Source organism: Pedobacter steynii, from assembly GCF_001721645.1.
Classification (GTDB): Bacteria; Bacteroidota; Bacteroidia; order Sphingobacteriales; family Sphingobacteriaceae; genus Pedobacter; species Pedobacter steynii_A.
The window spans coordinates 2902313-2918713 of sequence record NZ_CP017141.1 but is presented as its reverse complement, the minus strand read 5'-3'; the positions used below and the strand labels follow the sequence as shown (position 1 = coordinate 2918713).

Annotated in this window: 13 protein-coding genes; 5 read left to right on the top strand and 8 right to left on the bottom strand. The window is 40.6% G+C overall.

What is annotated here, in order from left to right; genetic code table 11:
- Window positions 1-19 precede the first annotated feature (19 nt).
- The gene (locus BFS30_RS12135) at window positions 20-496 is read left to right on the top strand and encodes a copper resistance protein NlpE (RefSeq protein WP_069379543.1); all 477 of its coding nucleotides are present in this window, start codon (window positions 20-22) and stop codon (window positions 494-496) included.
- Between the two features lie 86 nt (window positions 497-582).
- Here BFS30_RS12135 and BFS30_RS12130 read toward each other — a convergent pair whose 3' ends face one another.
- From BFS30_RS12130 to BFS30_RS12115, 4 genes are all read right to left on the bottom strand, one after another.
- Window positions 583-1284, bottom strand: a complete 702-nt coding sequence (locus BFS30_RS12130) for an AIM24 family protein (protein ID WP_069379542.1) — start codon at window positions 1282-1284, stop codon at window positions 583-585.
- Window positions 1285-1567: 283 nt separating this feature from the next.
- Window positions 1568-2392, bottom strand: a complete 825-nt coding sequence (locus BFS30_RS12125) for a DUF6266 family protein (protein WP_069379541.1) — start codon at window positions 2390-2392, stop codon at window positions 1568-1570.
- Window positions 2393-2777: 385 nt separating this feature from the next.
- On the bottom strand, window positions 2778-4067 hold the full coding sequence (locus BFS30_RS12120) for an SGNH/GDSL hydrolase family protein (RefSeq protein ID WP_069382406.1): 1290 nt from the start codon (window positions 4065-4067) through the stop codon (window positions 2778-2780).
- 23 nt (window positions 4068-4090) lie between these two features.
- The gene (locus BFS30_RS12115; RefSeq protein WP_069379540.1) at window positions 4091-5305 is read right to left on the bottom strand and encodes an OmpP1/FadL family transporter; all 1215 of its coding nucleotides are present in this window, start codon (window positions 5303-5305) and stop codon (window positions 4091-4093) included.
- Window positions 5306-5636: 331 nt separating this feature from the next.
- Here BFS30_RS12115 and BFS30_RS12110 point away from each other — a divergent pair, with 331 nt between their 5' ends.
- The 3 genes from BFS30_RS12110 (at window position 5637) to BFS30_RS12100 (ending at window position 10335) form a co-directional block, all read left to right on the top strand.
- Window positions 5637-6269, top strand: coding sequence for an NAD(P)H-dependent oxidoreductase (locus BFS30_RS12110; RefSeq protein ID WP_069379539.1), 633 nt, complete (start codon window positions 5637-5639; stop codon window positions 6267-6269).
- 77 nt (window positions 6270-6346) lie between these two features.
- Window positions 6347-7522 carry a DUF4105 domain-containing protein gene (locus BFS30_RS12105; RefSeq protein ID WP_069379538.1) on the top strand — a complete coding sequence of 392 codons (1176 nt, stop codon included), beginning with the start codon at window positions 6347-6349 and terminating at the stop codon, window positions 7520-7522.
- 95 nt (window positions 7523-7617) lie between these two features.
- Window positions 7618-10335 (top strand): carboxypeptidase-like regulatory domain-containing protein, encoded by a 2718-nt coding sequence (locus BFS30_RS12100; RefSeq protein WP_069379537.1) that lies wholly within the window; start codon window positions 7618-7620, stop codon window positions 10333-10335.
- Between the two features lie 9 nt (window positions 10336-10344).
- Here BFS30_RS12100 and BFS30_RS12095 read toward each other — a convergent pair whose 3' ends face one another.
- Both BFS30_RS12095 and BFS30_RS12090 read right to left on the bottom strand, forming a co-directional pair.
- Complete coding sequence (locus BFS30_RS12095; protein WP_069379536.1) at window positions 10345-11895, bottom strand: PspC domain-containing protein; 1551 nt, start codon at window positions 11893-11895, stop codon at window positions 10345-10347.
- 8 nt (window positions 11896-11903) lie between these two features.
- On the bottom strand, window positions 11904-12260 hold the full coding sequence (locus BFS30_RS12090) for a PadR family transcriptional regulator (RefSeq protein WP_069379535.1): 357 nt from the start codon (window positions 12258-12260) through the stop codon (window positions 11904-11906).
- Between the two features lie 373 nt (window positions 12261-12633).
- Between BFS30_RS12090 and BFS30_RS27925 the strand changes: the two genes are divergently transcribed.
- Complete coding sequence (locus BFS30_RS27925) at window positions 12634-12792, top strand: hypothetical protein (protein ID WP_167353141.1); 159 nt, start codon at window positions 12634-12636, stop codon at window positions 12790-12792.
- Window positions 12793-12875: 83 nt separating this feature from the next.
- On the opposite strand, the gene BFS30_RS12085 is transcribed toward BFS30_RS27925, so the two are convergent.
- A complete protein-coding gene (locus tag BFS30_RS12085; protein WP_069379534.1) occupies window positions 12876-14018 on the bottom strand; it encodes a putative sensor domain DACNV-containing protein in 1143 nt (380 codons plus the stop codon).
- A 24-nt stretch (window positions 14019-14042) separates the two neighbouring features.
- Entirely contained in the window at window positions 14043-16322 is a 2280-nt protein-coding gene (locus BFS30_RS12080) for a TonB-dependent receptor (RefSeq protein ID WP_069379533.1), read from the bottom strand.
- Window positions 16323-16401: the final 79 nt, after the last annotated feature.

Below are 16401 nucleotides of genomic sequence, written 5' to 3'. Positions count from 1 at the left end.
AAACACAAACTCATTACCGATGAAAAAGCAAATCTTAACTCTCGCCACAGTATCTGTATTATTATGGAGCTGTACCAATGAAACAAAGAAAACCACAAACGTAGACCGTGCTGCAACGACAGAAACGGCAGACAGTACTGTAAAAACAGGGGATGCAGCCGTCAACGATAGCCATAATGCACAGAATTCACTGGACTGGAACGGCACCTATAAAGGCGTTCTTCCCTGTGCAGACTGCGAGGGAATCCAGACTGAACTTACCCTTAACCAGGATATGACCTTTGTCCTGAAGAGGAATTATATGGGCAGAGACACAAAATTCCCTGAAGATAAAGGCACGTTTAAATGGGATAGCAGTGGCTCTAAAGTTGAACTTATCGGATTAAAAGATCAACCAACCCACTATTTTGTTGGAGAAAACAAACTGATTCAACTCGATATGGAAGGAAAAGAAATCACTGGAGCGTTAGCAGACAAATATATTCTTAAGAAATAGGATCAATACGATAAAGGCCCTGTAAAACGTCAGCGTTTACAGGGCCTTTTCATTTGTGGTTCTAATGAATTCTGTTCGCTGTTAATTTAAGCTTTAGCAGCATATTTAACTTCTTCGTAAGGCTGTACCAATACCCATCCTTCGCCCATAAATTCCAGCTGGAAGGACTCCCCGCTACCGCGTCCGATAAATGAACCAAATGTCAGGTTGGTTTTTATTTTTGGGGTCAGGTTTTCAGACCAGGCCACAGTGGCATTCGGATCCGTAAACACAGGCTGACCCGGAGTCACTTTTAATAGAATCGGCTCTCCATGAGTCGTGATTGCAATATAACCTGAACCAGAAAGCTTTACCTGAAACAAACCTCCGGACATCATGCCAGCTACACTTTTAAGCATTTTGATCTCGTTCTGAATGCTTTCTTCCAAGGCTAAAACATCATTACCATTCACAAAGATGGCTTCATTTTTCAGCTTAATGATCTTCACCTTTTTGCCTTCATCAGCCAGGTATAGTTTACCCGTTCCGGTAGCATACATCAGCGAAGTACCTTCTCCGGAAATAGCTTTCTTAAGTAAGCCTCCGAGTCCCTTACTCATCATACCTTCTCTTTTGAAATCAATATTACCTATATAAGCAACCATAGATCCGGCTTTGGCCATTATCTTTTGATTCTTAAGATTCACCTCTAGTAAAGCTGGCTTTTCCAGTTCAAAGAAATCATTTTCATTGGGATCTTCTGCCGCTTCCAGAATAAATTCATTCAGCGTGTATTCTCTTTTGTTCATGTAAACTTTATTTATCTAAACCGATATATTGCATGAATATAGAAACTTAAAAAGTTACATTATTAAAAACTGCGTAAAAACGCAGGCTAAATTAGCGCTAACAGATAGTTATTATCCTACAACTCTCAGTCAATCGCTATCTATTAAGCAATTATTTGGCCTTACGCAATTTTATTTCCGTATATCTGAATTCCGACTATGGAATTTAACTTCAATAATCATTAACTATAAAACTATTAAAAAAACTGACAACCGGCGAAGTCCTATATATGAACGGGCGTGTCTAACCGGGCTTCCCCGGGAGGTGTAGCAATTTACCCTTTAGTACCTCATATTCTTTTGCCAGAGTCCGGAAAGCCTTGCTATCGACAGGATTCCCCCAATTGTCTTTAATTTGCTGCAAATAATCGGACTCAACCAGATCAAAACGCTGTTTTACCTCATCATATTTTCTTTTTTTGATGATCTCTTCCTCAGTTTCTGCTTCTCCGTTCAGATTTCCTAAGTAGACACTGTCTGAGATTTCCTTACCATTGGCAGCTCTAAAACAGATATAAGCTTCTATAGGTTCATCCAGGATTCCATCCTGCTCCAATTTAATAAAACAGGTCCCTGCATCTCTCCTGCTGGCATTAATGCGGGAAGTGGCTGATCTTCTTAAAGGATGACAAAGCAAAATCATCACGATATCATCATAACGCCCCTCAGTATTCCAGCTGATCTGTACACCGGTTTCTGTTTTTTCAAGCGTGAGGCCTGTAGCGCCTTGTAATGTACCATGACTCAGTTCCACCTTGCTATAATCTACAGAAAGATTGGGATATTCGCCTTTTAAAGCCTTCTTTTTAATATATGAGGTAGCCAGGTTATGTGCATTTTTAACCGTTCCCTGAGCTTCCAGATCAAAACTGACACTGATAAATTCGTTGATTGACTTTACCATGCGCATCGTTACTGACATCGCCTGACGGTTGGCCAGCTGATTAATGCTTGGTTTACCCGGATCGCCAATGGTACGGCAAATATGTTGCCCGTTTAGCGTGTAAAAAACCAGGTTATTTAATTTCCCGTTTAAAGAGCCCAAAGGGCCATTTGCTGCTTTTGCCATATTTAATGAATTAATTGTTTGATAAAATAAGTTAAAATGCACACTAAACAGCACCAATATAAGCAATAAATTTTACTAAAAACAATAAATAAACCCTATACTGGCTTTATTTATTTCTATTTTACAATTAATTTTCAAATGACAACAATGAGGTTTGAGAGGGTTTCAAACCCTATAGGGCCCTACCAACCTCTTGTCAAAAAAGAATCAAATAAGGAACAAATAAAGACCTGGTACAGGTTCATATTAAAGAATGTAAAAGAATTCTTTATCAATGGCGGGGAAGCACAGCTCTTTTAGCAGATCATTATTCAAATGATTAAGAGCAAAAAAAATGGGATCTGAAACACGTTCAGATCCCATTTCGGTATAGTCAGGTAAAATATTAAGGGAACTTCACCCCTCTGTATTTCGTCACATCAACAATCGGAATAGAGGAACCATATTTTGCATTAATAGATTTGATAAATTCATTGGCTACAATAGAATATCCCATCGGCGTCAGGTGAATTCCATCCAAAGAGAAGATATTTCCCGTGATAAAAGCTGCACTTACCCTTACCCCGTTCACATCTTTACCAGCTCCATACTCTTTCAATAAGGCGTAAGCATCCACCACAGCTAGGCCTTTGGCTGCAGCCACAGATTTGATGGTATTGTTATAAGCATTGGTATAATCAGTTACAATAGCAGCCTCATCTTTGTCTAAAACCCACTTACTTTCGATTGGATTCAACGGATGTAAACCATAAGGGATTCCACCCGTAGGCACACCGATCACTCCGGCAGAAAGCAAAGGAAGCACGAAATAATCCTGCACCGTTGCCGGCCTTACCGCACCTGATCCTGTCTTGATATACAGATCTTTTACTGTGGGTGCGTTTGCCTGCACGGCAGCAAGCAATGAAGCCAGGGTAACTGTGTTAAAATAAGGGGTACTCAATACATCAGGAATCGTTGCAACTACACCTTTAGCCTGATTTGCCGTCATCTTGTTAACAGCCAGATTATATAGGTCAGTAAAGGTTGCTTTAGGCGTCGGCTGATCAGCAGGATCAGCACCTCCTGAACTTGCATATCCCAGGATATCGTTATTACCTAACCACATGCTGAAGAAAGAATAAGGTTTAGCGGTTACAAAATCCAGATAAGCCGTATTATTTCCAGGTGCATTACCTGGTAACAGTCTTTCATAAAATCCATTCAGATTTCCATAAGGGCCAAAGGTAATGTGCGCTAGTTTGATTCCCGGAACACCATAATTGTTGAGTTCTCCGGTGTACTTGGTAAATAGCACCACCCCACCTGCTGTAGATCTGACTGCCAGCTGATCTTTTTTCTCTCCGATCTGAGGCAAACCTTTCGCGTCGAATCCTTTCAGCACCAGGTGACCTGAACCATCAGCTTCAGTATCTTTAAAGAAAGGCGTATAAAAAGCCCCGCCACCTACGGTCTTCATCTGTTCGGCAATCATTCCAGGATAAGAGTTTTTCTGTCCTTCCAGGTACAGCCCTTTATCCGCATAACCGGAAGTGAGTGAATTTCCCACTGCAATATATCTTGAAAAATCAGCCGTTCCTTTAGTAGGGGTAACGTCTTTAAGCTCTGGTTTGCAGGAAGCCATTCCGAGAATAGCAACTGCAAAAATACTTTTATATATAAAATTTGATTTCATTACGTTTTTTCTGAAAAGGTTAACTACCATTTATAAGAGAAAGAAATACCTGGGATATATGCTGCAGTTTTAAACTCACCACTCAGGCCTGTTTCAATATTAGTTTCATTTCTGGCTTTCACATTTTCATATAGGAAAGACAAATCAATAAGGAATCTTTCAGATGCTTTAAAGCCAAGACCTGCACTTAGCAAAAGACGGTCAGCATCCGGAACTTCTGGTGTTACATAACCTTTTCCTACCGGCGTCATAGCATACCCAATACCTGCCCGTAAAGCCAATCTGTTAGTCGTTTGATTTTCGATCCCCAGACGGAAGGCCGCAGCATCATGGTAATTTCTAGGTGATTTGGTATCAGGAATTCTGGCATTATTGTCGTAATCAAAAGCCAGTTCTTTATATTTATTCCAGTGTACCCAGTTTACATCAACAGCGATGGTGGTTTTCGTAGAAGGGTAAAAACCAAATCCAATAGAAGTCGTTGCTGGCAAGGGCAATTCGGCATTAAATTTCGTTGGCATAGTTGCCCTCAAAGCATCAGGAACATCAAAAATGGCATCCCCATTTTTTACCTTCGCTGTAATCTGCGAACGATGGGTTACTCCGATAGAAACACCAGAAACCGTTTGCACATAAATTCCTGCATTCCAGCCAAAATCTTTTGCATCACCTTTAAGCTTTGCGGTTGAAGGTTCTCCATTAGGCTTAGTGATTGGAACGGCCCTTCTAAGATCAACTTTTCCCAGTGAATACACCAAACCTCCACCGATACCGATATGGTCTGTAATTTTCAAACTCAAGGTTGGCTGGATGTAAATTGCCTGAAGATCCAGGGAGGTCACCGTATATTTTCCAGTCCAGTCTTCTTTCCAGTGCATGGCACCACCAAACGGGGTGTAAATACCAATACCAAATCTCAACCGGTTTTCCGGTGAACCAAAAACTGCATATCCCATCACAGGTGTAGCAATTTTGTCTTTATTATATTCTGTAATGTTGGAACCATTTTCGCGGAAAGCCGTTTTAAGGTATAATGGACTGATACCAGCCTGAATACCATTTTTCTTTAGGAAGGAGACAGCTCCAGGATTAAAAAACACAGCGGCTTCATCAAGGGCAACACCTGTTCCAGCACCGCCCATGGCGGTCTGTTTTTGGCCCTGAAGGTTCACCTGAAAGGATTGGGAGTAGCCTAAAATAGGCACAGCCAGTAAACAACTAAGGAGGATCTTTTTCATATTTGGATAGTTATTAAATTGATATTCGGTTAACCTCAAAAAAATAATCAATGTCGATCTTGCTCAGAATTAACAATTTAAATTTGATTGAGTTTTCAGCAAAACAATTATGCTTGCATAACAATAAACGATTTTACGGAATAAAAAAAACTAATCCAAATGTTATTCCGTACTTTTTTTGTAGCAATGCAAGTATCATCTAAAAGTAAAAAGCAAAAAACGATTAAGCAGACGACCATAACATACTTACATTTGCTAACGGTGTTATTTATTTAGTCGCTATATAACCAACACATTAAAAACAAGAATATTTTAGCTAAAAAATAAGAATATGAGCTTAATTGAAGCATTAAAATGGCGCTACGCCACAAAAAAAATGAATGGTGAGAAAGTTTCACAGGATAAAGTAGATCAAATCCTTGCAGCAGCACACCTTGCCCCGACCTCTTCAGGATTACAACCATTCAAAATCATTGTGGTTACCAACCCTGAGTTAAAGGAAAAAATCAAGGATCTTGCCTATGGCCAGTCTCAGATCACTGATTCTTCGCATTTGTTGATTTTCGCAGCATGGGATAATTACACAGAAGAGAACATCAGAAACGTATTTGCCCATGGCAACAGAGAGCGCGGCATGCCGGCAGATTCTCATTCAGATTATGTAAACAACCTTGTGGCCAACTATACTGCAAGAACTCCTGAAGAAAACTTCAACCATGCAGCAAAACAAGCTTATATTGGCTTTGGCGTAGCACTTGCAGAAGCGGCTTTATTAAAAGTTGATGCTACTCCAATGGAAGGTTTTGATCCGGCTAAACTTGATGAACTATTGGGTCTGAAAGAAAAAGGTCTTCGTACCACTACTTTATTACCTCTTGGATACAGAGACGAAAGTGGCGACTGGTTGGTAAACCTGAAAAAGGTCCGCACCCCACTGGAAGATTTCATCATCGAAATTAAATAAAAGTATCGCCCGGCATCGCAACAGCATGCCGGGCGAATCATTTCTACAGGATTCTTTCTTCGCTACAAATTGCCGCAATGAGCAGATCAAATAGGTTTCTACTCCTGACCGTTATCTTTTTATTATGCCAGAAAGTAAGTACAGCCAGCCAGAAAGCACCTGTAGCAAATTTCTCGGTAAGCCTGCTGACCTGCGAAAAAACTGACCGGTACATTTATGCCTTATTTGGTCATAGTGCAATACGGATAAAAAGTAACAACAACCAGTCCGACCTGGTCTATAATTACGGAACCTTTGATACAGGTGACCCTAAATTTTATGTTAACTTTCTTCATGGGCAAATGAGGTATTTTCTATCTGTAACAGAGTATCAGACCTTCATTCAATCTTACATCGTGGATGAGCAGTCTGTTACTGAACAGGTATTGCAGTTAAATGAGTCTCAGAAAAACAAATTACTTTCCTTACTTCAGGAACAAATCAAACCTCAAAACAGGTCCTACAACTATGATTTCGTAAAACAAAACTGCTCTACCAAAATCATCGACCTCTTATCCGAATCCCTGGGGCCCGATTTTGACCAAGCCTTGCTCAAATTAAATGCGGGCAAAGGGCCTCCTGTCAGGGATCTATTGAATGTTTACCTCCGCCGGCAGGAATTTGAAATGATTGGCATGAACAGCTTACTTGGCAGAAGGTCAGATACCATTACCAACAAAAGTGTCAGCTTATTTCTACCGGATACGCTACAAAAAACAATGGATAAAATACAACTGGGAACCATTAAATTATCTGCACCCATTGTTTATTTGTTTAAATCCCAACATCAAACCGCCTCCGGGCTCCCTGTTTTCTACCTCCTGTCTTATGGCCTAAATTTATTTTTCGTCCTTGGTATTTCAGCTGGCCTGTCTGCCCATCCTCAACGATATTCGGTACCAAAAAAATTGATCTCCTTTCTCGATGGATTTTTTATTCTGGCCTTAAGTACCCTTGGATTACTGCTGGTTTACCTTTCCTGCAACTCAGCACTGGATCTGCTTTGGTATAATTTCAATATTTTATGGTGTCATCCATTTTACCTGGTTCTTTTCTTTAGGAAAACCAGAAGAATTGCCTCCATCATCTTCCTCTCCGGGATACTGATATTTACCTTTCTATATATTCACGCTTCATTCTTCAGCGTTCTGCTTCCGGTTTTGCTCCTGCTAAGCCTATGGCTGAGTATCCGGATTTTCCAGGCTAAGGGATAGCACAAATGTCAAAAAGTGTTAAACATCCCCCGGGATAAGGCTATTCAGCTCATAAATGAATATATTAGCCATATTAACCGTATTGAACTATTTTGATGAGATTTATAAACTTCTTTATTGCCCTTATACTGCTATCTACTTCCGTGCAACTTTCTGCCAATGCACAGCAGGACAGTATCGTTTTAGACAACATTATTAGCAAAACCAAAAAGCTATCCGATGAACACCCCGTAGAAAAGGTATATGTCCATTTTGATAAACCTTACTACAGCGTGGCCGATACCATCTGGTTTAAAGCTTACCTGACTATGGAACAAAATATCCCTTCGCAGCTGAGCAAGATCGTTTATGTGGATGTGGTCAATGCAAAAGATTCTTTGGTACAAACCATAAAATTACCAGCTGTGAACAGCGTAGCCACAGGAAACATCCCCCTTACCCCTGGTACTTATAAACAAGGAAATTATTACATCAGGGCTTATACCGTATGGATGCTCAATTCAAATGAAAAGTATTTTTTCAGCAAGACCATTCCTATCGGGGAAGCTATAGACAAACAACTCATCACCCACTTCAGCTATAAGAACACACAGAGCGAAAAGAGTCAAAGTATTGAGGCCATAGTACAATTCAAAAATGCAGATAAAGTAGCACAGGCAAACAAGACGGTCAACTGGAGAGTGATCTCCAATTACGAAATTGTGAGTAAAGGAAAAGGAACAACCGACCAGAATGGAATCCTGAAAATAAAAATTGAACCTAAAAAGAATGAACTGATCACTAACGGAGAACTGATTACCGAACTCAGTACCACAGATAAAGATATCGTGACTTCCAGCTTTAATCTGAGGCCCGTAGCCAGCACCCATGATGTTCAGTTTTTCCCTGAAGGTGGAGAAATGATTAGCGGATTAGCGCTGCGGATTAGCTTTAAGGCCATTACAGCGAAGGGACTGGGGATCGACCTCAAAGGAACCGTAACTGACAGCCAGGGAAATACCCTGAGCAACTTCAATTCCAGTCATTTAGGTATGGGTTCTTTTTACCTGAATATGGAGCCTGATAAAACCTATAAGGCAAACATTACCTTTAAAGACGGAAGCACTAAAAGTTTTGACTTACCTAAAGCGTTGCCATCAGGAATCATTACTCAGATTACCAACACTGATCCGTCGGCTTTTAATTTGAAAATTATGGCCAACGACAACTATTATCAGCAGAACAAAGGGAAGGTTTTCTTTATTGTAGCTACTCAGGGCGGAATTATCTATTATGCTGCCAAAACACGTTTGGCAACTCAGGTTAACTCAGCAAAAATTCCTAAGGACAAATTTCCAGCAGGAATTGTTCAGGTGACCTTATTTTCGGAATCCGGAGACCCAATTAACGAGAGGCTGGCATTCAACTATCCGCTAAATGAAAACCTATCCCTTAAAACGGACCTTCCATCCTATAAACCAAGACAAAAAGTAAAACTGACCCTTAGTCCTAAAAATGCAACCCAACCATTGGAAGGAAATTATTCAATCTCTGTTACCGATGAATCTAAAGTACCGGTTAATGAAGAAACGGAAACCACGATTTTGAGTTCCCTGTTGCTGACTTCAGATCTTCAGGGATATGTTGAAAAGCCAAATTATTATTTCACTAAAACAGATGAGAAAAAGCTCGCAGACCTGGATGTGCTAATGCTTACGCAGGGTTATCGCCGCTTTGCCTACAAAGACATTCTTGGCAATAAGTTTCCTCCGGTTACCTACTTACCAGAACAGGATATGCGCATTACCGGAACATTACGGGACCGTACTGGTATGCCGGTAAGGAAAGGGGCCTTGCGCTTAACCGTTCCCGGGACTAATATTTCTTCGGAGGCAATTACCAGTCCTTCCGGTTTGTTTGCCTTTTCCAACTTATCAATCCCGGATTCATCCGAAGTACTGATTAATGCGAAATATAGTACCAATGGTTCTAACCTGATGATCATGCTGGATGGATCACCTTTACCTGAAGTAGGCAAAAATCCTTATCCTGCAGAAGAAGTAGTCAACATTGACAGTACTTTATCTGCCTATTTAAGTAACAGCAAGCGTCAGTATAGCTATCTCCGTACCCTAAAAGAAGTAAAAATTGAGGGTGCGAAAGTAAAAAAACCTAGTCATGCTGATCATCCGTCCCTGGCTGGATTAAGTTCAATCACCGGAACAGTGATTGATGGGGATCGCCTGAAAGATTGTAATTCCCTTGCACTCTGCCTGCAGACTATGGCTATGGGGCTAACGTTTTTTGAGAATAATTTCTATGTAACCCGGGATTATCAGGCGGGAAGCAGGGTACCCGTACAGATTTTCATCAATGGAATGGCACTGGATTATATGGCTTTATTAAGCGTCCTCCCAACAGACGTAGAATCTGTAGAGGTTTTCACCAAAGATGAACTTGGAACCATCAACAGGATGTACAATACCAATGGCGTTTTGGTGGTGAATACAAAGAAAGTGAAGAAAAGCACAATGAGCCTTGCTGATCTGAAAAAAATGATGCCTCAGCAGAACATGTTAAAATTCAGTCCGAAAGGTTTCAGCAAACAGAGAGAGTTTTATATGCCAAAATATACCAACCCTGCAAACACCTATAATTTTAATGATTTAAGAAGTACCATTTACTGGAATCCAAAAGTGGTTACTTCCGGAACTGCTCCGTTAACATTAGAATATTTTAATGCAGATGGTAAAGGAACTTACAGAGCAGTGATTGAAGGGGTAGACAAATTCGGCAATTTAAGCCGCTTTGTCTACCGCTATACAGTGAAGTAAAGAAAGGGACTATTCGTTCTCCGGATCTTTACGTTCATTCAGACATTTTAAGCCTGTATCTGTCATGATCCATTCTGAAAATTCAACACCAGGATCCTCATTACAGCCCCAGTAATTGTACCCGTTTAAAAACCATTCCAGCTCGCGACTGATTTTTAAATGGGTGCCTACAGGTACTTTAAGCATCAGATTAACTTCCTGATTACGCCAGCTGGCTTTTTTAGTCAGGTGTAAACGTGAACTGAAATTCAGCACAGAATCCGTTTGCAAAAAGTCATAATGAATATTCTGGGCTTCTTTTAAAGCAGCTTCAAACGTTTTTCCCTGTGCGCTATAATTTCTAATCAGCTCGCTTTTTCCCTGCTCACTTTTTTCAATCCTAAGGCTTACATTTCTGGGTTCATCAAAAGGACCGTGATGATCATTTAAAATTCTCCGGCCTTTGTAATTATCAGGGTCTATCTGATAATTGATGCTATCTTGTTTACTAAAGAAACGGCTCTTGTCTACCGTCAGAAGGATGGTTTTATGCGGAACCAATGAAGAAACCTGAGCCAGCTCGGCACTTTCCTTAAATTCTGTGGTAATCTTAGCGATGTAAAATATACCTACCACTACTCCGCCAAGCCAGATGATCAGCAAGCCAAAAGAAAGAGTTTTGTTAATCGCCTTCCCATTAAAAGCCACTCTGATGGAGAAAAGTACTAAAGCCAGCAATGGGACTGCAAAAACAATAAAGGTGGCAAATACTAAGGAGCTAAGGTAATTTTCATTCACCATGCTTACCGGAAAATAGTTATAAACATCAGAATCCCAGATTCCAAATAAACCGGCAGTCATTACAATCAGGCCTAAAAGAAAGAAGGAGCCGAAAATGATAATTCCAACCGCAATTATTTTAAACAACGTTTTTCCCGCGCCTTGAATAAAGCTGCCAAGAAATTCAAAAAACTCTGCAATAAACCCACGCGATTGTTTCATCAAAGGATTCAGGTGGCTATTTGCAAATCCTCTCAGGTTTGGTGCTTCCCCTCTCATTGTCATTTTCTCAGACCTGCTTTCTGCCCTTGGAATAACGATCCACATGATCAGATAAGCCAGGATACCCGATCCTCCAACAAACACAGAAATTAAAGCTGCCAGACGAATCCAACGTGCTTCCATGCCCAGGTAATGAGCCAGGCCAATACATACACCGGCAACCATTGCCTGATCTGTGTCTCTATATAATTTTTTCACCCCATCGTACGGAGGAATATGAGAAAGGGGATCCACGGTACCTTCAGATTCTTCTGAAGTTTCGAAATCCTTTACAGAACCCATCTGTGCGGTTACAGATTTTACATCATCTATATTGATGGCCTGTTTCTGCTGAGCGGTCAGGATCTCGCCAAACATTTCGGCAATCCGGTTCTCAATATCTGTTACGATTTCAAAATCGTCTGCATTTTTTGCAAAATGATGCTTTACTTCATTCAGGTAAACGGTAAGCATCTCGTAAGCATCCTCTTCAATGTGAACGATGGAGTTACCAATATTTATGTTAAGTGTCTTCTTCATTGTTTGGTTTAATTAGTTTGGTTCCCGGATTCCAGATCAGCTCCTTTTTTTGAAGTATCTATTGCATAGGCCAGCTCTTGCCAGGTATAATCCAGCTGACTGAGGATGGCTTTCCCTTCAGCCGTTAAAAGGTAGTATTTCCGGGGAGGCCCTGAAGTAGACTCGACCCAGTTGTAACTCAACAAGCCATTATTTTTTAATCGGGTAAGCAGCGGATACAAAGTTCCTTCTACCACCAACAATTTGGCTGACTTTAATTCTGCGATAATATCAGAAGCATAGATCTCACCTCTGGATATGATCAGGAGCACACAGTATTCCAATATGCCCTTTCGCATTTGTGTTTGCGTATTTTCTGCTATCATAATACAAAGTTATATGTTTTATATAGTAATATGCAATACATAGTACTATAATAAATAATAAAATCTATGTAAATACTTATATATCAGATATATAATTTTACGAATTAAATTTTAGTGTAATTGAAATCAGTACCAAAACACAGGTTTGGCATGAATATGCTCTCGCCAACTGAAAATGAAATACTAATTTCCGATATGGTCAAAAAGAGGACAATATGAGGGGATACTGGACAACAACTCCCTGTAAATGAATATAAAAATCACAGATAAGCAACAAAATCAGGAAAGAAATGAAAATTACTAACATTTTCACATTTCTTTAAAATTTTGGCGCGCACTTTGCATTAAATGAACTACTAAAAAGCAGCCATCTATGTTAAGTAAATCTTATTCCATCCTTCAGGTTTTTGCAAGGCAAAAAGAGGAAAAAAAAGAAAGGGCACTCACAAAACGTGAGTGGATTAAGATAGACCGTATAGTGATCATCCTGCTGTTTGCAGCAGTAATTGCCGGAGCAATCCTCTTTTCCTAAGCTCCAGAGTATAACTGTATAAATTAATTAATTTTTGAAGCGTTCTCCAGGGCACGCTTTTTTTATGCGCAACGGTTTTATGATTATAACAGTAAGGTATCAATACGATGTGCCTGTACCCTTCCCTGACTTTCAGACCAGGTATAAATTGTAAAATGTCCATCCTGAGAAGCCACTAAAGCAGTCGCATCTCTTTGGTCATGGACAAACTGGGCTGCGGAAAGGTGCCTTGTTCCACCAACTTTAGTCGGGTGAACTACAATGGCATCTCCTCCTTTTATGGGTTCAGAGAAAGAGAGCTCATCAATATTTTCTTTTCCTTTTGCCCGACCGATTTTGGCTCCGAAAGACAGCAGTTCATAATCACTGCTGATCACTGTGGCGCCATCAACTGCAGTCAGCCCGGCAAGGTGCTCTACTTCCCGCTTCAGTGCCGTTTGCCAGAAAATCTGACTGGCTTCTTTCCGGTCTTGCTGAAGAAGTTTCGATAAGCCGGTAAATGCCGGTTGGATATAATATTGAATGGGCTTAATAATAGACTGAAGCCAGTTGTTTGTATCTGCCGGTACGACAAGCAATGTTCCTCCCCTTCCATGACTACGCATAGAAACAGCCAGTTGAATCATTACATTGACCGAATCATTCCAGTAAGAAGGAGCAGTCAGGTCCAGCAGAGAAAGCAACATCGGCGGACAATCCGCCATATTGGTACTGTTTTCGTCCACCATTTTTACCTGATCACCTTTCAATACTGCAATATTGGTAAACTTTCCAAATCCATAAATCCTGCGGTGTTTGATCACCAATAAAGCAGGTTCAGAAACATCCAGTACAAAGCAGAAATTGGGTATACTTACTGTAGTTCCCCAGATAAACAACTCATCATCTTCCAGCCATACTCCCAAATGGATACCTGCTCTTTCAACACCCGGGGCGATTTTAGTAAGAATCCCCGGACTTAAAGGTAGGCGGTGCTTAAAAAGTAAAGGATTGCCTGCCTGCTGAGGGGGTAAATAAGCCAGAGATATCTTTGGAGAATGTCCTTCTTCTTTACGCAGACTTGCCCAAAATGTAGCATCAATGATGGCTTCAACTACGTTTGCTGTAGGCAATGGTGCAAGATCATCTTCGCCGCTTTCTCTTGCCGCAGAAAGATGCGCTGCAAAAATAGCTTCAACTTTTGGGGCAATAACCCATGCTGCCTGATAGGTCGACTGGTAGATCATGCCATAAAGTTAAGCTATTCATGTTTATTTTATGGTATACCTGATGCCAAAAAATCCCCTCATGTTCTGATTTGGTCCAAAGACATAATTAGGGTCAAAAGTTAAACCATAAGGATTGCTATCTGTAGGTTTTACCTTCCCGTCAGTTTCGTACTCCAAACCTCTATCGAAGGGGTTATTCGCACCGGCAATGATAAACGGATTTCCTTTGTTTGGCGTCCAGTTGAGCAGATTCTTTATGCCTCCGTAGAGCTCAAACCTGTTAAAGCCGCTGTAGGTAAACTGAATATTCTGAATGCTCCATACCGGAGAAAATTCCCTTCTCGGATCCAGAGGCCCTAGTATCGGCAAACGCATCGGACTGTAAATATTCCCTGTATAATCGATTCCCAGATCCAGCTTTCTGATTTTATAGGACACCGCCCAGTTTCCCGAGAATTTTTCAGTCAGGATCTGTTGTTTTTTAACTCCATGCTCATAGGTAGCCACATCCTGATAAGTTGCACCCAATACGATCTTCAGTCCGTTATTAAAGGCAATGTCCATATTCGCTGTTAATCCTTTGCTCACCGCATAACCGTCCAGGTTATTATAGATGATTTTATTAGGATCAGTGTCAAAATCACCAATAATTCTATTGTTGAAATACGTGTAGAATGCAGAAGTCTCGATTCCAAAGAAAGTGCCGTCGGCCGCGTACATTTTCCTCAAATAATTCAGATTTACGTTATAGGTTTTCTCTGGTTTTAGCTTATCGGCAATCACCACGTCTCTGGCGCCTGTTAAAGCGGCATGATCTTCTGTGAATATGTTCACTACCCTGAAGCCGGTACCCGCATTTAAACGCAAAATATTCTGCTCATTCAGGTTCCATTTATAAGCAAATCTTGGTGTAAAGATATTTCCATGTAAAGAATTATAATCATATCTGAAGCCTGCGAGAAATTTATGCTGGGGGGCAATTGTGATTTCATCCTGTACAAAGACACCTGGCAACCAGATATTTTTTGCCGGGTTATTCAGTTCTGTAGCCGGAGTATTATCGTCGTAATAAGTATAGCGTAACGCAGTCCCAACCAGCAAATCATGATTCTTTATTTTTTTGTCCCAGGTGAATTGCCCAAATCCAACTTTCTGCGTGGCGATATAGGAATTGGTCCCATATCGGCTATCCTGATCATGGTTATTATAAGAAAAAGCAAAGAAGATTTTTTCCTTTAAAGGAAGCTGATAATTTCCAATAAACTCCCATCTTTTGGTATAAATACTTTCTCCGTAAACCTGATCTCCACCGCGATAAGATTTATTCCAATTGGTTTCTCCTCCCCAACGGTCTTCATATAAATAGCGGCCTGCTACCGTAAACAAGCGATTATCCTTGCGTTGGAAATTCCATTTCTGAAATACAGATATCCTATCCTGCAAGGTAACATCAGTAAAATTATCGTGGTTATGGTCTACCACATTTCCGAATTTAAAGTAGTTGATCCCTGTTAATGCAGTTGCAGATCCTACTTTGGTTTTCAGACCCAGATCTGCATTGAATTCCTGATAAGTTGTTCCGAAAACATCCGCAGAAAATAAAGGTGCATTTTGAGGTTTTTTAGTAATGATATTAATCAAGCCCCCAACCGCTTCACTTCCATAAAGAGAAGATGCCGGCCCTTTCACCACTTCAATTTGCTCTACCAGGGAATTTGGAATACCTGAAAGGCCATACACAGTGGATAAGCTGCTCACAATAGGCATTCCATCAATCAGAATCATGGTATAAGGCCCCTCCAATCCATTGATATGAATATCCCCTGTATTACAGATATTACAATTCAACTGTGGTCTTACTCCATTTACATTTTGCAAAGCTTCAAAGATGCTGGGAGTTGGATTTTTTTTGAAGAAAGCCGGCGTATATACTTCTACCGGTACCGGACTTTCCAGGCGGTTCACTTCTTTTAAAGTTCCCGTTACGACCACTTCATTCAGATCATTCTGAAAATTACTCAGGTCGAAGTCCAGTTTTAGTTGTTCTCCCTTTTTCAGGACAATGGTCTTGCTCATTTTTCTGAAACCCACAGCGCTGGCCTGCACTTTATAGGTTCCCGCAGCAATTGCCGGGAGTTTATACCTACCTGCACTATCGGTCATGATGATAGAGCTGGTTCCCTGGAGACTGATATTCACCTGAGGAAGCGGGCTACCCTCAGAAATAACCTTTCCTTCAATAATCCCTGTTTGTGCCCAGGCGGATATTGCAAAAAATATAAATAAGATCGTGGTGGTGGCTCGAATCGAGATGGCTTTCATTAGTATGTTTTGTTTTTTTTAAATTCCCTAACTTCTATAATTAGATCACAAAACTATAAAAGTTAGGTTAGTCTAACAA